The sequence below is a fragment of the Hymenobacter sp. UV11 genome (assembly GCF_004684095.1).
Taxonomy (GTDB): Bacteria; Bacteroidota; Bacteroidia; order Cytophagales; family Hymenobacteraceae; genus Hymenobacter.
In genome coordinates, this window is record NZ_SRII01000009.1 from 185,187 (window position 1) to 209,784 (window position 24,598).

General features: G+C 63.5%; 15 protein-coding genes. 10 read left to right on the forward strand and 5 right to left on the reverse strand.

What is annotated here, in order from left to right; all coding sequences use genetic code 11:
* Positions 1–16: 16 nt before the first annotated feature.
* Together E4631_RS26595 and E4631_RS18165 are read right to left on the reverse strand one after the other, a co-directional pair.
* Complete coding sequence (locus tag E4631_RS26595; RefSeq protein WP_240735047.1) at positions 17–2,173, reverse strand: sensor histidine kinase; 2,157 nt, start codon at positions 2,171–2,173, stop codon at positions 17–19.
* Between the two features lie 49 nt (positions 2,174–2,222).
* Positions 2,223–4,010 (reverse strand): FAD-dependent oxidoreductase, encoded by a 1,788-nt coding sequence (locus tag E4631_RS18165; RefSeq protein WP_240735049.1) that lies wholly within the window; start codon positions 4,008–4,010, stop codon positions 2,223–2,225.
* A 289-nt stretch (positions 4,011–4,299) separates the two neighbouring features.
* On the opposite strand from E4631_RS18165, the gene E4631_RS18170 reads away from it, so the two are divergent.
* The gene (locus E4631_RS18170) at positions 4,300–5,775 is read left to right on the forward strand and encodes a biopolymer transporter TolR (RefSeq protein ID WP_317129136.1); all 1,476 of its coding nucleotides are present in this window, start codon (positions 4,300–4,302) and stop codon (positions 5,773–5,775) included.
* A 12-nt stretch (positions 5,776–5,787) separates the two neighbouring features.
* Complete coding sequence (locus E4631_RS18175; RefSeq protein WP_133655683.1) at positions 5,788–6,075, forward strand: DUF202 domain-containing protein; 288 nt, start codon at positions 5,788–5,790, stop codon at positions 6,073–6,075.
* Positions 6,076–6,089: 14 nt separating this feature from the next.
* Here the strand turns inward: E4631_RS18175 and E4631_RS18180 are convergent, their stop codons facing one another.
* Complete coding sequence (locus E4631_RS18180) at positions 6,090–7,139, reverse strand: YeiH family protein (protein ID WP_133655684.1); 1,050 nt, start codon at positions 7,137–7,139, stop codon at positions 6,090–6,092.
* A gap of 368 nt (positions 7,140–7,507) precedes the next feature.
* On the opposite strand from E4631_RS18180, the gene E4631_RS18185 reads away from it, so the two are divergent.
* Positions 7,508–8,026 (forward strand): hypothetical protein, encoded by a 519-nt coding sequence (locus tag E4631_RS18185; protein WP_133655685.1) that lies wholly within the window; start codon positions 7,508–7,510, stop codon positions 8,024–8,026.
* A gap of 74 nt (positions 8,027–8,100) precedes the next feature.
* Here the strand turns inward: E4631_RS18185 and E4631_RS18190 are convergent, their stop codons facing one another.
* Entirely contained in the window at positions 8,101–8,367 is a 267-nt protein-coding gene (locus E4631_RS18190) for a hypothetical protein (protein WP_133655686.1), read from the reverse strand.
* A gap of 1,019 nt (positions 8,368–9,386) precedes the next feature.
* Between E4631_RS18190 and E4631_RS18195 the strand changes: the two genes are divergently transcribed.
* From E4631_RS18195 to E4631_RS18225, 7 genes are all read left to right on the forward strand, one after another.
* Complete coding sequence (locus E4631_RS18195; protein ID WP_133655687.1) at positions 9,387–12,329, forward strand: PAS domain-containing protein; 2,943 nt, start codon at positions 9,387–9,389, stop codon at positions 12,327–12,329.
* Positions 12,330–12,364: 35 nt separating this feature from the next.
* The gene (locus E4631_RS18200; protein WP_133655688.1) at positions 12,365–12,796 is read left to right on the forward strand and encodes a response regulator; all 432 of its coding nucleotides are present in this window, start codon (positions 12,365–12,367) and stop codon (positions 12,794–12,796) included.
* Positions 12,797–13,113: 317 nt separating this feature from the next.
* The gene (locus tag E4631_RS18205; RefSeq protein WP_133655689.1) at positions 13,114–16,119 is read left to right on the forward strand and encodes a SusC/RagA family TonB-linked outer membrane protein; all 3,006 of its coding nucleotides are present in this window, start codon (positions 13,114–13,116) and stop codon (positions 16,117–16,119) included.
* A gap of 82 nt (positions 16,120–16,201) precedes the next feature.
* Positions 16,202–17,794, forward strand: a complete 1,593-nt coding sequence (locus E4631_RS18210; RefSeq protein WP_133655690.1) for a RagB/SusD family nutrient uptake outer membrane protein — start codon at positions 16,202–16,204, stop codon at positions 17,792–17,794.
* 35 nt (positions 17,795–17,829) lie between these two features.
* The gene (locus E4631_RS18215) at positions 17,830–18,918 is read left to right on the forward strand and encodes a phosphatidylinositol-specific phospholipase C1-like protein (protein WP_133655691.1); all 1,089 of its coding nucleotides are present in this window, start codon (positions 17,830–17,832) and stop codon (positions 18,916–18,918) included.
* A gap of 53 nt (positions 18,919–18,971) precedes the next feature.
* Positions 18,972–21,245, forward strand: coding sequence for a GH92 family glycosyl hydrolase (locus tag E4631_RS18220; protein ID WP_133655692.1), 2,274 nt, complete (start codon positions 18,972–18,974; stop codon positions 21,243–21,245).
* A gap of 14 nt (positions 21,246–21,259) precedes the next feature.
* Positions 21,260–21,823: a hypothetical protein gene (locus E4631_RS18225; protein WP_133655693.1), complete on the forward strand. Its 564-nt coding sequence runs from the start codon at positions 21,260–21,262 to the stop codon at positions 21,821–21,823.
* 31 nt (positions 21,824–21,854) lie between these two features.
* Here E4631_RS18225 and E4631_RS18230 read toward each other — a convergent pair whose 3' ends face one another.
* On the reverse strand, positions 21,855–24,545 hold the full coding sequence (locus E4631_RS18230) for a bifunctional YncE family protein/alkaline phosphatase family protein (protein WP_240735051.1): 2,691 nt from the start codon (positions 24,543–24,545) through the stop codon (positions 21,855–21,857).
* Between the last annotated feature and the right edge of the window lie 53 nt (positions 24,546–24,598).

Below are 24,598 nucleotides of genomic sequence, written 5' to 3' on the forward strand. Positions count from 1 at the left end.
GCAGCCAGTGGGGAGATTAATAAGCAAGCGTCATGATAAAATCGGTGCCCTGGCCTTCGTGGCTCTCCACAGTGAGGGTGCCGCCGTGGCCTTGCGTCACGATGTCGTGGGCCAGCGACAGGCCCAGGCCGGTGCCCTCGCCCGTGGGCTTGGTCGTAAAAAAAGGCTGGAATACCTTGGCCCGCACCGCCTCGGGCATGCCCGTGCCATTGTCGTGCACGCACACCCGCACCTGCTGGCCCACCACCCAGGTGCGCACGCCCACGGTGGGCACGTAGCCCGCCTCGCCCGCCAGCTGGCGCTGCTGCACGGCATAGAAGGCGTTGGTAAACAGGTTCAGCAACACCCGGCCCAGGTCGCCGCTCACGCCCGGCACCGGGGGCAAGTCGGCCAGCAGGTCCAGGGCCAGGGTGGCGTTAAAGACATTGTCTTTGGCCCGCAGGCCGTGGTAGGCCAGGCGCAGGTACTCGTCGCAAAGGGCATTGAGGTCGGTGGGCTGGCGCTCGCCGCTGCTGGGGCGCGAGTGCTCCAGCATGCTGCGCACAATGCCCGCCGCCCGCTGCCCATGCTGCACAATGCGGGCCTGGTTGCTGGTCAGGTCGCGCACCAGCTCGGTCAGCTCGGCCTGCGCGGGGGGGGGTAGGGCCGGGGCAGCCAGCAGCGCCTGGGCTTCCAGGCACAGCTCGGCCCCTACCTCGGCAAAGTTGTTGACGAAGTTGAGCGGGTTCTGAATCTCGTGGGCGATGCCTGCCGTGAGCTCACCCAGGCTGGCCATCTTCTCGCGCTGCACCAGCTGCTGCTGAGCGGCGCGCAGCTCCAGCAGGGTTGCTTCGGCGCGGTTGCGCTGGCCCACTACCTCGGCCGTGCGCTCGGCCACCTGCTGCTCCAGCAGGTCGTTTTGGGAGGCCAGCAGCTGCTGCTTTTCCTGCTCCTGCACGCGGGTGCGGGCCGAGAGCAACTCTACTTCCTGGAGCTTGACGGCCAGCTCCTTGCCGGTGCGGGCGTAGCGCTGGCCCAGCAGCAGCGACAAGATGAGCGGGTTGGTAATGTAGGAGCCGTTCAGCAGGATATTACCCAGCACATAGTGCGGCGTGAGGGCCGTGACGAGCGTGCCCGACATGAAAAATGCCGCGCCAATGAGCATAGCCGCCACCACGGCGCCCGCGCCCAGCTCGCCCTGCCGCCGCCCGCGCAGGCTGGCCCGCACGGCATCAGCATAAATACCAAAGGCAAACACGTAAATCGTGACGTACTGCGCCCACCAGCCCACGAAGTTCAGCATCAGCACCACGACAAATATGCCTTGCAGTAGCCTAAAGGTGAACCCCTTGGGCTGATTGGCCATGATGTAGATGGTAATCAGCCCCCAAATGGCCGCCAGGGTGGTGCAGGTAATATCTACCAGCCCGGCCCCGAAGAGCACCGCCGTGCGGTCGGTGCTGAGCCAGGCCACGCCTGCCACGGCCGCGCCCAAGGCCGCCGGCAGCGCATAGCCCGCGTAGTAGAGGTTGCCGCGCTCCTTCCGAAACCACAGGAAGAGCAGCAGGTGCACAAAGCCCGCGAAGAAGAGCAGCCCCGCCCGGCCCGCAAACTGAAAGCTATCGATGCGGCGGTCGAGAAGGTAGCGGGCGGCGGCCTCGGCGGGCTCGTGCACCTCCAGGCGCACGGCGGGCGTGCCGTGCAGCAGCATCCCCGACGAGTAGGTATAATACAGATTATCAACCCCAAACGACCAATGCACCAGCACGGTTACCGGCCCGGCCCGGGCAAAGCGCACCGGCACCGGCTCGTGGTTGAGGTACAGCGTTTGCTCGCCGCCGGGAGCGCCCGGCAGGCGGCCGCGCCGGCTCAGCAGCTGCCCGTTGAGGTAGATTTCGGTGGCCCCGGTCTGCGACAGCGTGAGGGCCAGCGGGCGCCCTACCCACCCGGCCGGCACCAGCAAGCGGTAGCGCCACCAGCCCTGGCCGGCCTGGCGGGCGGCGGGCAGGTTGTGCAGGTTGCGGGTAGGGTCGAGGGGCTGCCAGGCCGGGCCGGCGGCCGAGTCGGGGCCCGGCCGAAAGGCCCAGCCGCCGGGGCCCAGCAGCACGCCGGCCGCCGGCAGGGGGGTAGGGCGGCCCAGCGCCGGCCCCGCCAGCCCAAGAATAAAAAGGAGAAAATAGGAGAGACAGCGCATGAGCAGCGAACGGGGCAGAAGGGCGGAGGAGCAGGCAGCACCTGAGCCGCTACCGCACGCCGCGCGCGCGGTGCCACCAGTAGTTGGCCTCGTGCAGCAAGCGGGTGGGCCAGCCCTCCAGCACATCTACCCAGGGCAGGCCCTTGGCAAAGCGCTGGCGGTCGCGCCAGCGCAGCACGGCCAGCACGTCGGGCTCGTGCATGGGCCAAATTTGGCAGAGCGGCGCACTGCTGCCGCTGGCCGCGATAATGCCGTTGACGGCGCGGCGGGCGGCCTCGTTGGCACCTTCCATGGTGGCCAGGTCGGTGTTGGTGCGCACGTAGTCGGAGGCCAGAAACAGGTTTTCGATGCCGCAGAAGCTCTCGGGGCGCAGGCTCCACGAGTTGGCGGTGTTCACGAGCAGCGGCTCAGTATTGTGCGAAGCCGCGAAGGGGCTGCGGATGGGCGGCGGCAGCACGTGCTCGGTGCCCGGCTCAATGTCGGAGTCGATGTGGTAGCGCACCAGCATCGCATCGGTGAGCAGGCTGGTGCCGTCGGCTTGCACCAGGCTCTTCTTTAGTTGCTCCCACACCTCTTTCGCCACTTCGGGCAGCTGGCAGTCGGCGGCGGTTTTGCCATTCAGGCCCTTCTCAAACCAGTTGCTGACGTCTATCGAAATCAGGCCCTTTATCTGGCCATCGCCGTAGCCCGAGAGCGGATATTGGGGCCAGAACTGCGCCTGCGAAATGCCCGTGAGCGCCCACGGCGAGTCGAGGCAAATGACGTGGCCGGGCGTCAGGGGCACGTCCACATTCAGGTAGTACTGAATGCCGTTCATCCAGTTGAGGGCGTGGGTGGCGGGCGCGGCCAGCTTCTTGATAAAGTTCAGCGTGCCATCCACGGCCAGCATGTGCGGGTTAATTAGCTGGGCCATGCGCTCGACCGGCACGGCGGCCACGTAGTAGTCGGCCTCGACGCGCTGCTCCGCTTCTTTTTCCTCGTAGCACACGTAGGCCGCCGTGATTTGGCGGCTGAAGGGGTCGCAGTCGAAGCGCTTCACGTAGCAATGCTGGTGAAAGCGCACGCCGAGCTTGCCGGTCAGGTGCTGCAGCCAGGGGTTGAGCCACACCTCATTGGTAGGCCCATTGAGGATGCGGTCGGTGTGGGCCTCGGGGTTGGCGGTGAGCAGCAGCAGCTGCAGCAGAATATCGCCGCCCGTCTTGATGCTCATGAGCTTGGGCTGCGCCGCCACCAGCGAGTGCGTGAGGCCGCCCACGCAGTAAATTTCATAAGGAAACGGCGCGTTCGGCCCGATGCCGTCACGGTGGCGCTGCTCATCAGTTTGCATAAACTGCCACCAGCTCATGCGCTCATACACTTGCTGCCGCCGCTCGTAACTCGATGTGAGGATGCGCCACAAGCTGTTCGCAAACAGGTGAATATCGCTGTGCGTGAGGCCAGTATCGGCCTGCGACAGGTCCTGCAGAATGGTTTTGAGGTCGGCCAGGCTCTTGGGAAAGTTGACTATCGCCGGCAGCGGCGGGCGTCCAAAGCGCGCCAGCAGCACCCGCCGCGAGGCCACCAAGTTGTCGAACACGCCCTGCTTATTATCCTTGAACGGAATGCGCTTCATGGTGTCGGTCACGTGCTTGTAGAAGCCCGGAAAGAACCGGAAACCGTGCTCGCCCGGCAGGTTGGGGCGGTTATCCGTACCGGTATCGGGCACTTCTACCGAGCGGGCCTTGCCGCCCACGTACACCGGCTGCCGCTCGTACACGTCTACTTCGAAGCCGCGCTCGGCCAGCTCGTGCGCGGCGCTCATACCAGCCACGCCGCCGCCCAGCACGGCAACTCTCACGGACTTGGGGGGGGTAGAAACCGCCATTTTGATTTGGTATTTTGAGATGATAAATTTTGACTGTCAAGGTATTAAGAAATACACTAACTTCGTCTCTTACGCTTATAAAATGCCGGTAAACGCGTAGTAATACCTAATCCCAATCACCCGGCAGCCCGTTTAATCACTAGCTGAACTAAGTGGCCTGACGCCGTCAGCCGGCCGCTTCGCGTTAGCAAAACCATACTCCTTACACTCTCCTTTTCAAATTCCCATGCAGCAAAAAACTCCTTCTGCGTTTCTTCTTCTTTTGGCCCTACTCTTGGGCAGGCCCGCGCTAGCGCAGCAAAAGCTAGGTGTGTTTACCAACGACCAGGACGTGGGCACGAATGTGAAGCCCGGCGCGGCGGCCTACCTGCCGGCCACTCAGCAGTATGTTATCACCGGCGCGGGCGCCAACGTGTGGGCCGACCACGACGAGTTTCACTACGCCTATCAGCAGCTGAAGGGCGATTTCATCGTGTATGCGCGGGCCAGCTTCGCGGGTAGCAAGGGGGTAGAAGAACACCGGAAGCTGGGCTGGATGGTGCGCCAGAGCCTCACCGGCCCCTCACCCCACGTGAGCGCCGCCGTGCATGGCGATGGCCTCACCTCGCTGCAATACCGCCGGGCCAGCGGCGGCACTACCGAAGAAACCCGCGCCGCCATCACCCACGCCGACGTGGTGCAGCTAGAGCGCAAGGGCGACGTGTACACCATGCGGGTGGCGCAGTTTGGCCAGCCCTTTGAGGTGGTGCAGGCCACCGTGACCGGCCTGGGCGAAACGGTGTACGTGGGCCTGTTCGTGACCGCGCACAACCCCGACGTGCTCGAAACCGGCGTGTTTCGCGATGTGCGCTTGACTCAGCCCGCCCCCGACGGCCTGGTGCCCTACCGCCAGTACCTGGGCAGCCGCTTGGAGCTGCTGAACGTGGCCACCGGCGACCGCGAGGTCATCTACACCGCTCCCAATTCCATTCAGGCGCCCAACTGGCAGCGCGATGGCAAAACCCTGGTTTACAACAGCGACGGTCTCATGTACAGTTTCGACCTGGCTACCCGCCAGCCCTCGGTGCTGCCCACCGGCGACGTCAAGAACAACAACAACGACCACGTGCTGTCCTTCGACGGGCGGCAGCTGGGGCTGAGCAGCGGCGTCGATAAGCTCGGCGGCTCCATCGTGTACACGGTGCCGGCGGCGGGCGGCAAGCCCCGCCAGATTACGCCCAAGGGCCCGTCGTACCTGCACAGCTGGTCGCCCGATGCCCGCTCGCTGCTCTTCACCGGGCAGCGCAACGGTGATTTTGACATTTACCGCGTGCCGGCCACCGGCGGCAAGGAAGTGCGCCTGACCACCGCCGCCGGCCTCGACGATGGCCCCGAGTACACGCCCGATGGCCAGTATATCTACTTCAACTCGGCCCGCACCGGCACCATGCAAATCTGGCGGATGCGCGCCGACGGCAGCCAGCAGGAAGCCATCACCCACGGCGAGTTTCAGGATTGGTTTCCGCACATCTCGCCCGATGGCAAGTGGCTGGTTTTCGTGTCGTTTTTGAAGGACGAAGTGCCGGCCAACGACCACCCGTTTTATAAGCACGTCTACATTCGGCGGCTGCCCATCGCGGGCGGCAAACCGCAGGTGATTGCTTACGTCTACGGCGGGCAGGGCACTATGAATACACCCTCGTGGTCGCCCGATGGCAAGCACGTGGCCTTCATCAGCAATACCGGCCCGGTAAATTAATAGCTTGGTTTAGTGAGCATTCTCCCCAGCCCTACCCCCCTCAGCTACGACCGGCAGCTCCTGGCCGCCGCTCGCACCCACATGGCCAACGAGCGCACCCTGCTCACCTACGTGCGCACTAGCCTGGCGCTGCTGGCCTTCGGGCTCACGCTCTTGCAGCTGGAGCCGCGGCGCACGCGGTGGGTAGGGCTGGGGGCCATTGGCACGGGCCTGCTGGTGCTGCTGGTGGGCTGGCTGCGCTACCGCTACCGCGCCCGCCAGATTGAGAAGTGCCGGGTGCGCCTACCCCCCACCAGCTAGCCCAGGCGGCGCAGCTACACCGTGTGCAGAATCACGTAGAGCGAGGCCGTGGAAATGACCACCCACAGCAGCAGGCCCAGCACGTAGGGCCGCACCCCCACCGAGCGCACCACCCGCGCCGACAGGCCGGCACCAATGAAGAACAGCGTAACCGTGAGGCCCACTTTGGCCAGGCCCGTGAGCACCGGGCCCAGGGGCTTGGCGGCGGGCACGAAGGTGTTGAGCAGCATGGCCCCGATGAAGCCGAAGATGAAATACGGCACGGTAATCTTGACGCCCTTCTGCCTAAAAACCAGGGCCGTGCCGATGGACACCGGGATAATCCAGAGGGCCCGTGCCAGCTTCACGGTGGTGGCTACCTGCAGGGCCTGGTCGCCATAAACCTTGGCCGCGCCCACCACCGACGAGGTATCGTGGATGGCAATGGCGCACCACAGGCCAAACTGGTTCTGGGTCATGGCCAGCGCGTGGCCGATGGGCGGAAAGGCAAACAGCGCCACCGCATTAAGCACAAACACGGTGCCCAGCGCCACCGACATTTCCTCATCTTTGGCGCGTAGCACCGGCCCCACCGCCGCAATGGCGCTCCCCCCGCAAATGGCAGTGCCGCACGAAATAAGGTGCACCACGTGGCGGCCCAGCCCCAGCCACCGCCCCACGAAGTAGCCCAGCACAAGCGTGCCACTAATAGATACCACCGTGAACAAGATTCCCTCCCGGCCGGCCTGCACGGCGGCGTGGGCATTCATGCCAAAGCCGAGGCCGACAACCGAGAATTGCAGCAACGTATGCGTCAGCGCCTTGGTGCGGGCCGGGAAGGGGTTGCCAACCGTTTGGGCCAGTACCAGGCCCAGCGCCAGCGCCACGGGCGGCGATGCCCACGGCGTGAGGCAATACACCAAAAATAGCCCAAACGCCACCTGGCGCAAGGTTATCGAGTAGCCGCCTACCCCGTGCGGCGTATGAAAGTGCCGAAAAAAACCAGTCGTTTCCTCTGGGTCGTTGGGTACGGGTACGTTGGGCGGCTGGGTGGGGGTAGGCGGCGGGGTGAGCAGAGCAGGCATAGCGGCAGCGATTAATTACTGCACAAAGGTACGGCCCTGACTACCAGCTAGTTTATCCAAAAATGTTATCCTGAATAACCTCAGGTTATGCTAGACTTTTATTTGAACCCATTTACTGGCTCCTACCTGCCACGGCTGCCGGTAAAAAACAACCTACCTGGGCTTTCAATCGATGTAGAGATACGACGCGCTGAGTCGCGTCTCTACCCCTCCCAATTTGCACTAGGCACGAAGTTGGTGCCGAGGTCGGCACTAGGTTTGCCGGCGCCTATTTACCTGCCCGCTACCGGCACCTTTTGGCGAGCAGCTTCCGTAGAAAGCCCGTTATCTTTGAAGTTGGCTAGTACTGGCCGCGTCCATTTATACTTATGAAAAAAATTCTTACTACGCTGGCGGCTGTGGCCGCCCTCGCCTCGTGCCGCGAAGCCAACACCGGCGTGCAAAGCCGGCCCAGCGCCACCGCACCCAGCCCCGAAAAAATCCTGCGTTTCGACACCACCTTCACGAAGCCAGCCGTGGGGGGGCGCTCCTACCCCCACACCTACACCGGCAGCCTGCTGGTGGGCACCACCAAAAAGGTGCCCGTTCAAATAGACTGGACCACTACCGGCCAGGCCGGCTGCCCCCAGGTAGCCACCGTGCGGGTGTATCAGCTCAATGCCCTCGACCGGCGCACGCGCGTATCGGTGCAGGCCATGCGCGATGCCGTGTGCAAGCCCGGCCCGCAGCCCGCCGGCAACGTGACGGGCTACACGGGCTCGGCCTACCTCAAGCTCACCTGCGAAGCGCGCGACGTGCACCGAGTGACGTCAACCACGCTTACCCTCAACGGCTTCGGCTACCACGACACCCTGAGCGGCGACTCGGCCACGGCCAGCGGGCAGTAGCCCGGCGTGCTACCCCCACCAAAAAGACCCGGCTGCTTACGCGGCCGGGCCTTTCTTATGTCACTGATAAGCACTTAGTTCAGGTAGATGCGGTGCGTCATTTCGAAGCGGTGCGGCGCGAAGGCATTGTAGTAGGGCGCCGGGCCATCGAAGGTGAGCACGTGCACCAGCGGGATGCCTTCGAGGCGGCTTTCGACCACGCGCACGGGATAAACCTCGCCTTCCAGAGGCCAGTCGCCGCTGTGGTTGGCGGGGCGGCTGTCGGCATCGACGCAGCGTGCGTAGTCGAGGTAAGGGGCGGCCGTAGTGGCTTCGGCCAGGGTGTAGCTAGCAACTTCCATGGGGCAAAGGTATTGGAGAACACTTAAATACGCACGATGCGCCTAAATCGTTGGCGGCGCTGCGTGCGGGTGGTATGCCCGCCCTAACACCCGCCCGCGCCAAGAAGTTTACTACCCCTCCACAAGGGCGCAGTGGCGCCTGGGTTCTTTGGCCACTACGCGGGTCATGCGGCTTCGCGGCCCGGAAGTGAGAATAGTTTACCAAATGCCACCGGCGCCCGCCAGCATAAGCTCCTTGTCAGTACTTTTTTGCTATTGGGCTTGTAGCACATGCAGTGCAATTAAACAGCATGTGCTAAAATTGGCTAAAACACGCACTTACACTGGTTACAACCCAGCTTAGAAGGGGGTAGCACCTGCTAGCTGGCTGCACATAGAATAAGCAGGCGTATGGATGCTACGCTAGTTTCATTATATAAAATTATCTGCGTTACTTTATATTAGTAGATACATTATTTGGAATCCGGCTGCATTAGCGCTGATAATGAGGGTAACAGAAAAGCGTTAGTTTATTTATTTTCTAAATAGGCAGAAGTATTTTTAGGGTTATATGGAACTTTAAAAAATACTGACAAACACCTGATTTGCAGCTGCTAAATTAGCAGTATGGCGCCCGCATACGTATTGACACCAGCGAACAATAAGCTGGTAGCTACTGCTCCTAGCTGCTTCTTACCCGAACTCAACAGTATAAAACTTTTTATTTTGCGTAACAATAGTTGAGCGCTGCGCTGCTACACGAGGGTAGGACAACGAGACTGCCAGGCGGTGCTGCTTACACCCGGCAAAAAGACTGGTACGCACTCCCAATCGCCGACAAAACAGGCCCTTTGAGGTGGTGGCCCAGCTCCGGTTGGCGGCCACGCTCAAAAAGCTGGCCGCACTACTGGTTTTATTCTATCTGTTTTATACATTATCTTATCCTGCTGCTACCTATTTGGCTGCTTTCCTCTACCTACCGTCAGTGATTGCCTAGTGGGTAGGTGGGCCGCGCTGGATGGCCTTACCCGCACTACCGCATGAACTCCTCCGCGCATTTATTCACTACTGAGTCGGCCGTACCTGCTGCGCTGCTGCAGGCGCTGGAAACCGGTGTGGTCTACTTCAGCCCGGTGTATGCCGATGGCAACTCAGAGAAACTACTTACCCTGGCTTTTGAGCAAGTAAGCCCCTTGGCGCAACGCCTCCTCGGGCTGCCTGAGTTTGCGGAGGGTACCGTGGGCACCCTGCTGCCACAGGCAGCGGGCTTCGCTGAATTTTGCAACGCTACCTTTCAATCGGATGAGGTGGGCCACTACGCCCTACCCCCCACCAACCAGCACCAGCCAGGCTGGCGGGCCGTGGCCCAGCGCCAGGGCCAGCAGCTGGTAATGGCCATTACTGAAGCCGCCCTACCCCCCCGCACCGAGCGCCTGACCACCACTCGCCCGCCCGCTCTACCCGCAGCCGGCCAGCTGGCTGCTGCCGAGCCGCCCACCGCCCAGGTACTGATGCAGGCGCCGGTTGCCGTTTGCCTGCTGCGCGGGCCCCACTACGAGCTGAGCTATTCCAACGCGGCCTTCGACCGCCTGCTGGCGGGCCGGGTAGCAGCCGGCCGGCCCATTACTGAGCTGCTCCCGCAGCTCATTACCGAGGCATTGCTACCCATCCTCAACCAGGTGTCTGCTACGGGTGAGCCCTACAGTGGCTTCGAGAAGCCGCTGGCCAACAGCGCTGGCCAGACAACGTACCTGAACCTGACCTTTCAGGCTTACCAGCCGGCCGGCGAGCCGGCGGGCATCCTGGTAGTTGGCTACGACGTGACCAGGCAGGTGCTGGCCCGCCGGCAGGTGCACAAGCAAAAGCTGAGTAGGAGGCTTCACGCCACCTACGAGGAGCTGCGCACCAACTACCATCGCCTGGCCCACACGCAGCAGCAGGTGCAGCAGCTCAACCAGGAGCTGGAGGCGCGCGTGGCCGCCGGGGTAGCCGAGGCCCAGCAAGCCCGCGCGGAGGCCGAGCGCGAGCGCCACCGCCTGGAGAGCTTTTTCAGGCAGTCGCCAGCGGCCATTTGCGTGCTCAATGGCCCCGAGCTGGTGTATGAGTTGGTCAATCCGACTTATCAGCAGCGCTTTCCGGGCCGCCAGCTGCTGGGGCTGCCCCTGCTCGATGCCTTGCCCGAGTTCACCGGCCACGCGACAGTGGCGCGGCTGCGCGACGTGTACGCTACGGGTATTACCCACGAGGGCAGTGAAGTAATGCTGGCCGTGGCCCGCGTCGGCGATGGCCAGGTGGAGGCTGCCTACTTCGACTGCGTGTACCAGGCCCGCTTCGACGAGCAGGGCGTTATCGACGGGGTGCTCGTGTTTGCCCTCGACGTGACGGCCAAGGTGAGGGCCCAGCGGCGGGCCACCGACTTGCAGGCGCAGGTGTTGCGGGCGGCCCAGCGGCAGGCACAGGCGCTGGCCACTTTTCACCAGGTTTTTGACCAGACATCGGCGGCTATTTTGTTCCTGCGCGGGGCTGATTTTAAGCTGGAATACGCCAACCAAGCCTACGAGCGCCTAATTCCTGGCGTTGCCCAGATAGGGCGCCCGCTGGCTGAAGTCCTGAAAAACACCCGGCCGCAAGGCTTTATGTCCATTATGAACCAGGTGTACCAGACGGGTAGGCCTTACGTGGGCAACGAAGTCCCGGTAGAAGTTGCCCTTTTCGGGGGCCCGCCCCTGACTAAGTACCTGAACTTTACGTACCAGGCCGTGCGGGAAGAGAAGCAAATTGTGGGGCTTTCCATATTCGCCTACGACGTAACCGAGCAGGTGCTGGGCCGCCAGCAGCGCGAGGAAGGGCAAGCCCAGCTGCAGGCAGCGTTTGAGCAGGCCCCCGTGGCCCTGGCATTGCTCGACGGCCCCGATTACATCATTCGGGTGGTTAACCCGGCCATTCTGGCCTTTTCGCAGCAGCAGCGCGACGAGGTGCTGGGCCGCCCGCTGTTTGAAGTTTGGCCGCTCATGCGCAACCAGGGCTACCCCGAGCTGCTGGCCGAGCTGCGGCGCACGGGCACGCCCTACATGGTTGAGGAGCAGCTTGTTGAGTTTCAGCGCGCCTGGGGCAACCAGCAGCTTTACTTCCACTTCGTGCTGCAACCCATGCTCGATGCGCAAGGGCAGGTTACGTCTATAATGCTTATTGCTAATGAGATAACCCAGCAGGTGAACTCGCGCCAGCAGCTGGCTGAGGCTAATAACGCCCTGCGCGCCACCAATGCTCAGCTCACGCGCACCAACACCGACCTCGACAATTTTATTTACACGGCCTCGCACGACCTGAAGGCGCCCATCAGCAACATTGAGAGCCTGCTGCTGATGCTGCGCCAGCAGCTGCCCGCCGAGGCCCGGCAGGCGGGCATGGTGCCCAAGGTGCTGCGCATGATGGAGGATGCCATTGGGCGCTTTCAGCTCACCATTGCCCACCTCACCGACCTCTCGCGCTTGCAGCAGGCCCACTCCGAGCTGGCCGAAACCGTGAGCCTGGAGACTACCATCGAGGCCGTGCGCCTGGACCTGGCCTCGGAGCTGAGAGCGACTGGGGCCCAACTCACGGTTGATGTAAGTGACTGCCCTACTATCTTGCTGGCTCCCCACCATCTGCGCTCCGTCGTGTATAACCTGCTCAGCAACGCACTCAAGTATCGCCACCCCGACCGGGTGCCCGAAGTACGCGTGCGCTGCCACATGCAGGCCGGTATGTCGGTGCTGACCGTGGAGGACAACGGCCTGGGCCTGAGCGCGCCGCAGCAGCAAAAAATATTTGGCCTGTTTCGGCGCCTGCACGCCCACGTCGATGGCTCGGGCGTGGGCCTCTACATGGTCAAGCGCATTGTGGAGAATGCCGGTGGTACTATCGCCGTGCACAGCACAATGGGCGCGGGCTCGGCCTTCCTTGTGTCGCTCCCCACTGCCCTACCCCCCTCCCTTACCTAATTCCTACCCCACCCCTACCTACTTGTCTTTATCTTATGCAAAAGCTTCCCTGCGTGCTTTTGGTGGATGATGACCCCACCACCAACTTTCTTCACGAGCACCTGCTGCTAAGCCTGGGCGTGACGGACCGCTGCATTGTGGCCGAAAACGGCGCCGAGGCCCTGGACCTGCTGGCCGAAGCCGGCGACGCGCCCCCCCCGGCCCTGGTACTGCTCGATGTGCACATGCCAGTCATGGACGGGGTTGAGTTTCTGGAAGCCTACGTGCAGCCCCCGGCCATGCTGCCGGTCATCGTCATTCTGTCTAGCTCGGTGCACCCCCACGACCAGTCGCGGCTAAGCACCCTACCCGTCGATAACTGGGTGAGCAAGCCGCTCACGCGCGAAAAGATTAACAATATCTTGATGCAGCATTTTCAGCGGCATCTCCCCCAGGAGCTGCTCTTGGAAAATGAGCCTGACCTGTAACACAAAAGGCTTTTAGCGCAATTCTTACGTCTGGGTACCGCTGTAGCTGGCTTACTATGCTCGTTGCCAAATGAGCTGCGAAAATTGGGCGGAAGTAGAGACACTTCAAAGACGAGGATAACCCCTGTTACGCAGCTGTTTCGTTGAAGCGGCACTAGGGGGGTAGGGCGGCGCTTTGCCGGGCCATACGGCCGTGGTTAATACCAATTTCTTCACTGATAAGTACTAATCGTAACGTAGCAATCATCTTGAGGTAATGGCGCCGCCGGTGCTTTGTAGTGCTTTAACACCGCACTTATCAAGCACTGCTAGCGCGTATGAAAAACGGGTACTTTTCCTTCTTATTCTGGCAGGCTACGGCGGGCCTACCCCGGCGGGCCGTGCTGCCATTGCTGGTGCTGACGCCCGCCCTGGCCCTGGCCCAGCAAACCATCAAGGGCACCGTAACGGACGAGAAAAACGCGGCGCTGCCCGGCGTGACGGTGCGCCTCAAAGATGGCAGCAACGCCGTGGGCACCGGCCCCGACGGCTCGTACAGCATCCGGACTACCGGGCCGGCCGATGTGCTGGTGTTCTCGTTCGTGGGCACAGTGAGCCAGGAAATCATCGCTGGCACCCAAACGACCCTCAACGTGACGCTGCGGCCCGATGCCCAGCAGCTGAAGGACGTGGTGGTGATTGGCTACGGCACCCAGAGCCGGCAAGACGTGGTGGGGTCCGTCACATCCATCAAGGCCGAGCAGTTTAACCCCGGCGTGCTCACTACCCCCGCCGAGCTGCTGCAAGGCAAGGTGGCGGGCCTCAACATCACCAAGAGCGGCGACCCCAACCAGCGGCCCTCGGTGGTGCTGCGCGGGCCGAGCACCATCCGCACCCTGAACGGCGGCATTACGGAGCCGTTTTACGTGATTGACGGGGTGCCGGGCGCGAGCATCGACCTGCTGGCCCCCGACGATATTGCCAGCATCGACGTGCTGAAGGATGCCTCGGCCACGGCCATCTACGGCACGCGGGCCGCCAACGGGGTCATTATCGTGACCACCAAGCGGGCCAAGCCCGGCCAGACGCGCCTCACCTACAGCGGCTACGGGGCGGTGTCGAAGGTGTCGAAACGCATCGACATGCTGAGTGGCGACGAGCTGCGCCAGTACCTGGCCACCAACAACGCCCGGCCGCTCACCAAGCCCACCGACGACGATGGCTCGAACACCAACTGGCAGGACCTGATTGAGCGCACCAGCTACGCCACCAACCACAACGTGTCGTTTACGGGCTCGGCCAATGCCACCGACTACGGGGCCAGCGTCAACTACCTGAAAAACAATGGCACGCTGATAAATACTTCGCTGGAGCGCCTCATCACCCGCGGGTTTATCAACCAGCGCTTCTTCAACAACCACCTGCGGCTGGGGGCCAATATCATCAACAGCACCACCACCCAAAATGACATTCCGCAGACCAGCGTGCTGCCGGGGATGCTGTTTTACCTGCCCACGGTGAGCCCCTTCAACGCCGACGGCACCTACAAGGAAAACTTTACTCGCACGGGCAGCGGCCCGCTCAACCCGCTCTCGCTGGCCAACAACAACACCTACGTTACCAACGACAGCAAGACGCTGCTCAACGGCATTGTGCAGGTCGACATTATTACGGGCCTGAAAATCACGCTCAGCGGCTCGACCCAGCGCGCCCAGACCAACTACGCCAGCTACCTGAACAGCCAGTCGGGCCTGGCTGTGAACCTGGGGGGGGTAGCCCGCCGCGCCGAGTACCAGACCACCAACGACGTGCTGGAGGCCTACGCCAACTACGACAAAACCCTGGGCCTGCACAGTTTTCAGCTGCTGGGCGGCTACTCCTACCAGCAGGACCGCACGAATGATGGCTTCGGCATCACGACCCAGAACTTTGCCAACGACGCGCTGGGGTCCAACAACTTGTTCCTGTCGAACCCCTCGTCGCTGGCCCAGATTGCCTTCGATAACAACCCCATCTCGACCCTGCGCCTGCTCTCGCAGTACGGCCGCGTGCAGTACCAGTACGGCGAGCGCTACCTGGTGCAGGCGTCGCTGCGGCGCGATGGCTCGTCGGCCTTCGGCGTGAACAACCGCTACGGCTACTTCCCCACGGCGGCCGTGGGCTGGCGCATTATCGGCGAGGACTTTATGCGCCAGTATGAGGCCGTGAGCGACCTCAAGCTGCGGGCCGGCTACGGGGTATCGGGCAACAGCCAGGGCTTCGATGCCTTCTCGTCCATCCTCATTTACGGCACGCCGCCGGGCAGCAGCAAGTACCTGAACAACGGCACCATCTCGAACGTGGTGAACGCGGTGCGCAACGAAAACCCCGACCTGAAGTGGGAAAGCACCGCCACCTACAACGTAGGCCTGGACTTCGGCTTCCTCAAAAACCGCATCACGGGCTCGGTGGACTACTACGTGAAGAAGACCAGCGACTTAATTGACGACGTGCTGCCGGTGTCGAGCACCGAGTTTCAGTACACCACCTACACCGCCAACGTGGGCAGCATGACCAACCGCGGCGTGGAGGTGGCCCTGAGCGTGGTGCCGGTGCAAACGGCGGCCTTCACCTGGCGCTCGTCGCTCAACTTTTCGCACAATGCCAACAACATCGACAACCTGAGCACCGACCGCTTCACGATTCCCTACATCCAGACGGCGCAGCTCGGGGGCAAGGGCCAGAGCGGCAACTACAGCCAGATTGTGCAGCCCGGCTCACCGCTGGGCACCTTTAAGCTGTGGCACTACCTGGGCAAAAACGAGCAGGGTGTGAGCACCTACCAGAAGGCCGACGGCACCACCACCGCCACCCAGCCCCTGACCACCGACATGCAGCTTGCCGGCAGCGCCCAGCCTACCCTCATCTACGGCTGGGTCAACAATTTCAGCTACAAGGGCTTCGACCTCAACTTCTTGGTGCGCGGCGTGTACGGCAATAAAATCCTGAACGCTACCCTGGCCGGCCTCAACAACCCGGCCGATGCGCGCCTGCAAAACATCCCGCGCTTCACGCTGGGCGAGTCGCCGAATGACATCAACGCCTACCTCATTTCGGACCGCTTTCTGGAGAGCGGCTCGTACCTGCGCCTCGACAACGCCACCCTGGGCTACACCCTGCGCCCCGGCACTGAGTACGTGAAGGCCATCCGGCTCTACGTGACGGGTAGCAACCTGTTTGTCCTCACCAAGTACCGCGGCATCGACCCCGAAATCAACATCGGCGGCCTCACGCCGGGCATCGACAACAACAGCTTTTACCCCAAAACGCGCACGTTCACGCTGGGCCTCACGGCTTCGTTCTAGCGCCCTACCCCCCCCGCGCCTTCGGCCCCGCCATGGGGGGGAAGGCGCGGGGCCACGCGGTAGCCATTCCTAACAAAACGATATGAAAAGCAAAGCTATTCTCCTTACCCTGAGCGTACTGGCCGGGAGTACGTACTCCTGCAAAAAGCTGGATGTGCCGGTCGAGTCGCAGTTCGTGGCCTCCAACTTCCCCAAAACGCTGTCGGACTACAACGCCTCAATGGGGGCCATTTACTCCAACCTGTCGTCGCAGTTTGCGGTGCCCTACTGGCGCATGCAGGACATGAGCACCGACGAGGCCATTTTGCCCGCCCGCGACGGCAATTTCGACGACGGCGGGCAGTACCGGCAGCTGCACTACCACACCTGGACGCCCGACCACCCCAACGTGCTTACCATCTGGCAGTGGGCCTACGGGGGCATCACTACCTGCAACCGCCTGCTCAACATTACCAACTCGTTTGGCTTTTCGGATGCCGAAAAGGCCAACCGCCTGGCCGAAATCCGGGCCATGCGGGCGCTCTACTACTTCTTTCTGCTCGATTTGTACGGCAACGTGCCTATTGTGACGGACTACCCGGTGGTGAGCTCGCCGGCCACCCAGCCCCGCGCCGACGTGTATAAGTTTATCGAGAGCGAGCTGACGAGCCTCACCCCCAAGCTGCCGGCCAAGAGCAGCAACGCCGCCACCAACACCCAGCAGTACGGCCGCCCCACCAAAGGCCTGGTGTATGCGCTGCTGGCCAAGCTCTACCTCAACTCGGAAGTGTACGGCGGCGCGGCCCGCTACCCCGACGTGGTGCGCATGGCCGACAGCGTGCAGGCCAACCCTAACTACAGCCTCGACGCCCGCTACCGCGATATTTTCCTGCCCAACAACGGGCCGCAGATTAAGGAAACCATCTTCGCCATTCCCTACGACCAGCAGATTCCGGGCAACCAGTTCACGCGCTTCGGCTTTTTTTATTACCTCACGCAGGCATACGGCTTTAATGTGGGCTTGAGCATTGCCATGAGCACCACGCCCGAGTTCTACGCCCGCTTCAACCTGCCCGGCGATGCGCGCACCACCACCTGGCTAGCGGGCCCGCAGTACGTACCCGACGGCAACGGCGGCTTCACCACCACGCCGGTCTACTACCCCAACACGACCACCCAGGTCAACATCGACCCGGTGCTGACGCTGGTGCCGCCCAAGCCCATGGACCTGGGCAACACCCTCACCACGCAGTCGGAGGGCGTGCGCTCCATCAAGTATTACCCCGACCCGACTATCATTCAGGCCACCCGCCTCAATGGCAACGACGTGCCCGTGCTGCGCCTAGCCGACGTGCTGCTGATGAAGGCCGAGGCCATTTTGCGCGGGGCCGGCGCCACGGCCGTAGGCGGCGAGCTGCAAACGCCGCTGGTGCTCGTGAACAAGATAAGGACCCGCGCCGGGGCACCGGCGGCCACCAGCATCGCCCTGAGCGGCATGCTCGACGAGCGTGCCCGCGAGCTGAGCTGGGAAGCCTGGCGCCGCAACGACCTCATCCGCTTCGGCCAGTTTGAAACCGAATACCCGCTGCCGAATGACGTGCTGAAGCTGGACAAGAGCACCTTCCGCCGCCTCTACCCCGTGCCCACCATTGAGCTGCGCCTGAACGCGGCTTTGCAGCAGAATACCGGGTATTAGCGGCGCCCCCTACCCCCCTTTTCCACAAGAAAACCATGAAAGTCACGTTGCAACTATCCGCCCTGTCGGGCATCCTGGTGCTGGCCGCGTTTACCAAGCCCGCCGAGCCGCTGCGCCTGAACCAGGTACAGGTTATCGGCTCGCACAACAGCTACAAGCAAGCCATTGACCCCAAGCTGTTTAGCGTCCTGCAAAAGGCCGATTCGGCCAGCATGAGCAAGATTGACTACGAGCATATCACCCTCAGCGAGCAGCTCAACAAGGGCCTGCTGGCCTTGGAAATCGACGTGTACGCCGACACCCAGGGCGGCAAATACACCCACCCCAAGGGCCTCGACCTGGCCCCCGGCCAGCCGCCCTACGACGAGGCCGGGCTGATGAAGCAGCCGGGTTTCAAGGTGTTTCACATTCAGGACCTCGACTACCGCAGCAACGCGCCTACCTTCCGGCTGGCCTTGCAGGAGCTGAAAAAATGGTCGGCGGCGCACCCCACGCACCATCCGGTTTTTATTACGATGAATGCCAAAAGTGAGGCCCTACCCCGGCCGGGCCTCACGGTGCCCGAGCCCTTCACGGCAGCCGTGTTTGACGCCCTGGACAAGGAAATCCGCGACAACCTGGGGGCCGACAAGCTCATCACCCCCGACCAGGTGCGCGGCGCCTACCCCACCCTGGAGAGCGCGGTGCTGCACCGCAACTGGCCCACATTGGCGGCCGCGCAGGGCAAGTTTGTATTCGTGCTCGATGAGCTGGGCGAGAAGCGCGCGACCTATATCCAGGGCCACCCCTCGCTGAAGGGCCGGGTGCTGTTTGCCGACGCTGAGCCGGGCACGCCCGAGGCCGCCATCCACATTCTAAACAACGCCAAGCGGGACCAGGCAGCCATTAAGAGCCTGGTGGAGAAGGGATACATCATTCGCACCCGCGCCGACAGCGACACCCAGGAGGCGCGCCGCAACGACCTCAGCAGCTTCGCGGCGGCCCAGCAGTCGGGCGCTCAGATTATCAGCACCGACTACTACCTGCCCAGCACGCACTTCCAGTCGCCCTACGTGGTCAGCTTCGTGGGCGGCACCTACTTCCGGCCCAACCCGGTGAACGCGACGATGGCCGCCGTGAAGTAGCCCGAAAACGGGTACACCCAAAACAGCTAGCTCGCCAGGAATCGATTTTTAGTATGCGCCTTACGCACCTATTGCTGCTGGCCGGGGGCCTGCTCGCCCGCCGGGGCCCGGCCGCCGCGCAGGGCCCCGGCCAGTACGTGGACCCGCTCATTGGCTCGCAGGGGCTGGGGCGGGTGTTCGTTGGTCCCACCGCGCCCTTCGGGATGGTGAAGCCCGGCCCCGACTGCACCAGCAGCCCCAACAGCGGCTGGCTGCCCGAGCCTACCCCCGTCACGGGCTTTGCCCAGGTGCACGTGAGCGGCACCGGCGGCGGCCCCAAGTACGGCAACATCCTGCTGATGCCTTTCAGCGGGCCGCTGGTGCTGGGCGACAAGTCGGCGCACCGCCAGGCCGAGCGCGTGGCGTTGGGCTACTACTGCGCCCAGTTCGCGCAACCGGCTATCAAGGTGGAGATTACGGCCTCGCCCAAGGTGAGTTTCTACCGCCTGGCCTACCCCCCCGGCCAACCCAAGGCGCTACAGCTCGATGCCGGCTTCTTCCTGGGCGAGCAGCCGGAGCCCGACGCCCGCGAGGCCCAGCAGTTTGTGGGCTCGGAAATTGAAATCGTGTCCGATACCGAGGTGCGGGGCTACAGCCGCATCCGGGGCGGCTGGAACAACGGCCGGGCCTACACCGTGTATTTTGCGGCGGTGTTCGACGCGCCGGTGGCCGAGTTTGCCACCTGGAAGGGCGGCCGGCTGCAACCCGGCCAGCGCCTGCAAGCCGACTCGGGTGAGAAAACCGGCGCGCTGTTGCGCTTCGCCACCGGCGCCGGCGACTCGTTGAAAGTGAAGGTCGGCATCTCGTTTTTGAGCGCCGCCCGGGCCAGCGACAACGTGCGGGCCGAGCTGCCGGGCTGGAACTTTGCCCAGGCCTTGGGCCAGCTGCGCACCCGCTGGAACGACCTACTGGGCCGCGCCGAGCTGAACGCCGACGCGCCCCTCGACCAGAAGAAGCTGTTTTACACCGGCCTCTACCACACCATGCTCATGCCCGTGGACCGCACCGGCGAGAACCCGCTCTGGAACGGCCCGGCGCCGTACTACGACGATTTTTACGCCATCTGGGACACGTTTCGCACATCCAACCCGCTCATTACCCTGCTGGCGCCGGAGCACGAAACGGCCATCGTCAACTCCTTGCTTGACATTTACAAGCACGACGGCTACCTGCCCGAGGCGCGCAGCGGCAACGCCAACGGCCGCACCCAGGGCGGCTCCAATGCCGAGGTACTCATCGCCGATGCCTTCGTTAAAAACCTGCCCGGCATCGACTACCGCCTGGGCCTGGCCGCTATGCTAAAGGATGCCACCGTGCCGCCCGGCGGCAACGAGGAGCAGGAAGGCCGCGGCGGCCTGCCCGCCTACCAGCGCCTGGGCTACCTGCCCTACGGCGTGCCCCGCGCCGGCAACCGTACCCTCGACTATGCCTACGACGACTACTGCATCTCCGTAGTGGCCAAGGGCCTGGGCCAGCAGGCCACCTACGAGCAGTACCACCGCCTGGCCGATAACTGGCAAAACCTGTGGCGCGCCGACTACCGCAGCCACGGCGCCACGGGCTTCATCATGCCCCGCGATGCGGCCGGCCGGTGGCTCGATACCATTGCCTACGGCACGTCCAACATCCAGCATCCCACCTTCGTGTACACGCCGCTGATGCGCGAATATCCGTGGTACGTGTGCCACTGGTGCGGTTTTTTCTACGAGGCCACGTCCTGGGAATACTCGCTGAGCGTGCCGCACCAGGTGCCGACGCTCATTGCCAAATCGGGGGGTAGGGCGGCGTTCCGGGCGCGGCTCGATACGTTGTTTGAGAAGAAATACTACAACGTGGCCAACGAGCCTTCCTTCCTCACACCCAGCCTTTACCACTGGCTGGGGCGGCCCGATTTGAGCAGCCAGCGCATTCAGCAGATTATCGCCCAGAGCTTTAGCCCTACCCCCACCGGCCTGCCCGGCAACGACGACTCGGGCGCCATGTCGTCGTGGCTGGCCTTCAATATGATGGGCCTCTACCCCAACGCCGGCCAGCCCTACTACTTGCTTAACGCCCCGCTGGTGCGCCAAACCACCCTGCACCTGGCCGGCGGTAAGAGCTTCAAAATCACCGCCCAAAACCTCTCGGCTACCAACTGCTACGTGCGGTCGGCGCGCCTCAACGGCCGGCCGCTGCGCCAGGCCTGGCTGGCCCACCAGGACCTGGTGCGCGGCGGCGAGCTGGTGCTGGAAATGGCCGCCCAGCCCGGCAGCTGGGGCACCCAAACCCTACCCCCCTCCGCCGACTAGCCTGCGCTCCGATGATGAAAAAACTCCTACTGCTCGTGCTGCCCGCCCTCCTGGCCCGGCCGGCGGCAGCCCAGCTGCTGAAGCCCGCCGTGGGCGTCGGCACCACGTTTCGCTATGAATTTGACCTGCACGGCCAGCACGCGGCCTTCGAGCTGGCCATTGCCGGCGCCACCGATACGCTGCGCCTAACCTGGCGCATTCGGGGCCTGGCGGGCGGGGCCTACGCCGTGTCGCCCACGGCCTGGCAGCGGGCCGATAAGCTGAATTTTGCCCAGCCTACCCCCGGCCGCACCGTGCGCCTACCCCCTGACCAGACATTTATGCTGCTCTCCAAAAGTGCCTTCGCGGCGCTGATGGCCCAGCATCGCTACACCTACGACCACACCGTGTACGAGCTGCGCGCCGATACCACCGCTACGCCCCTGCTGCTCGGCGGCCGGCCGCTCGATGTGCTGCACGTAGTGGCCCAGGGCGACCCCACCGAGCTATGGATTCTCAATAATCCTGACTTCCCCGTCATTTGCCAGGCGCTGCACAATCCGCTGGGCATTGACTTTGTGCTGACCGGGATAAAGTAGAAAACAGGCCCTGAAATCGGCCCTACCCCCCTCAATCGTCATCGTCATCGGCTGGGCCGCTGAGGGCGGCGGGGTAGGGCTGCCGGCCCTTGGTGGCAAACCAGATGATGCGGTTCAGCACGTCGTCGCGGCCGTTGTCGATGTGGTCAAACTCGGGGCTGGTGGAGAGCCGGCCGAAGCGCAGGGCCGCGCCCGTCAGCTTCGAGAGCGGGGGATTGAGCTGGTTGAGGGGCACGCGGTTGGGCCGGCTGCGGAAGGGGGCGAAATTGGGCCGGTCCGTGAAGCACTCGAACAGGGGGAGGGCCGTGGCATCGACGTTATTCATTGGCGGCAGGCCCAGAATCTGCTCAATGGAGCGCAGCATGCCGGTCTGGTTATAATTCTTGTGCACCGGGCGGCGCAGGCGGCTGTAGGCGCTCACCACGAAGCCCGTGGTGCGGTAGGCCGACACGTGGTCCCAGCCGGCCTGCGAGTCGTCTTCGGTCACAAACACTACCGTATTCTTCCAGAAGCGGCTTTTGCTGAGCGCTTCCAGAATGCGGCCCAGGGCCAGGTCGTTGTCGGCCACCATGGCTTTGGGGGTGGGCATGCCCGGCCGGGTGCCCACCGTGTGGTCGGTCGAGAGGGCCATCACCGACAGCTCGGGGAAGGCATCGCCGGGCTGCTTCTCATAGGCGGCCAGCTCCTTGATGAAGGCCGCGGCCCGAATCTGGTCGGTAATGCGCAGCTCGTCGGACCCGGGGTAATTAGGCGAGAGCAATGGCCGCACCCGTGAGATGGTGCTGGTGTTGGTGAAGACCAGGGGCCGGCCGGCCTGGTAGTTAGTATAGACGTCGGACCAGCTCAGCCGGGTATCGTAGTGCGGCTTACTGGCCTCGCCGTAGATGCGCACCGAGTGGCCGTGGTCGGCGGCGTGGTTCCAGATAAATCCCGTGGGGCTGTACACCAGGGCATCTTCCTGCACGTGGGGGTAGGAGCGAAACCAGGCCCGCACGTTCTTCTCCACGTAGTCCGATACCATGCCCGCATCGGTCCACTGGTGGCCCTCGGCAGACGATTTGCCCGAGACGTAGTAGTTATCGAGCAGCAAAAATTCGCGGGCCAGCTGGTGCTGGTTGGGCGTTACGCTGTCGCCAAACACGCACAGCGACTTATCGCCCCTACCCTGCGGCAGGTCGCCAAGCACCTGGTCGTAGGTCCGGTTTTCCTTGATAATGTAGAGCACGTGCTTAAATACCGAGGGCTCGCCAATGCGCTCGGGCAGCGGCACCGGCGGCTGGCCGGGCCGGGGCAACCGCTGCGCCAGCTCCTTGCGAAACGCGAAGGCCAGCTCGCGCACCCGCGTCGTGTAGCGGGCCAGCTGCGCCGCGTTGGGCAGCGCAATCAGCGACACGGTGGCCCGCTGGTGGTGCGAGTTGAAGGCCGGGGCGGCGGGGTGCAGCAGCGGGTCCAGCGCGCCGCCCTCGTGCAGCAGGTCGGTGGTGCTCACGCGGGCGCCTTCGCCTTCAAGGTTGGCCACAAACAGCGCGTGGGCGCCCAGGGCCAGGCCGCCGGGGTAAGCCTCGGTGGGGATAAAGCCCCGCACCTGACTGGCGCCCGGTGCGCCGGCACGGGCGGCGGCCTGGCCCAGCGCCACCACGGCTACGGCGTTGTCGAGGCCATTGGCCACGTAGAGGGTAGCACCGTCGGGGCTCAGGGCCAGCGCGTTGGGCGAGTCTCCGCCGTAGCCGGGCGTACTACTGGGCAGCAGCTGCACCGCGATGGTTTCGCGCAGGCGCAGGGTGCTGGTTTCCAGCACGCTCACCGCGTCGCTGTTGCCGTTGGCCACGTACACGCGCTGCTCGTCGGGGCTCGCCAGCACGGCATTGGGGTGCAGGCCTACCGGCAGTTCCTGGATAAACTTGCCATCAGTCTGCTCAAAAACTGATACCGTGCCCTGGGCAATGGCCCCGGTTTTGGGGTCGATGTAGGCGCGGCCGTAGGGCACGCCGGCCACTTCATGGTGCAGGGTGTCGGTGGGCAGCGGCCCGCCCCAGTTGCTCACGAACACGCGCCCGCCGGCCACAGCCACGCCGTAGGGCGCTACCCCCGTGGGCCGGGTCCAGAGGCGCTCGCCGGTGGCCAGGTCGAGCTTGGCAAGCTGGTTGTTGCCATTGAGCACCACGTAGAGGTACTGCCGGCCGCTTTCGGTGGTCAGGGCCAGGTCGTTGGGTAGGGCCAGGGGGGCGCCCACCGGCGCAAACGACAGCACGCGCCGCAGGCGCAGCTGACCTTCTGTGTACTCGGCATCGAGCACGCCGCCCTGGCGGGTCTGGCCGTTGTCGGCGCTCCAGAGCAGGTGCACTACCCCCTCCTGGCGCAGCACTTTCAGGCCCGCGTAGGTGCTCATCATGCCCTTGGTGCGGGCGTCGGTGGCGTAGGTCCAGCGGGTTACTACGGTACGCTGTATGGTGTCTATCAGGGCCACGCCGTAGCGGTCCTCCACGGCCAGCAGCGGGGTGTCGGGCACCAGCTGCACGTCGAGGGCGTGGTTTTCGAGTTCGGCGCTGCCGTAGGTCACTACCCGGCCGGCGGGGGCCAGCAGGCGGTTGTAGGGCATCAGCACCGGCAGGTGGGTGTTGTGCAGCGTGCTGTCGTCGTAGATGCTGTGCTGGGTGGCCTGCTCGGGGCTGAGAATAGCCGCATCGCGGTGCGGCCCCGAGCAGCTTACCAATCCACACAATAGACAGATAATCAGAAAACTACATTTATACCACGTACCCTTCATCGTTTCAG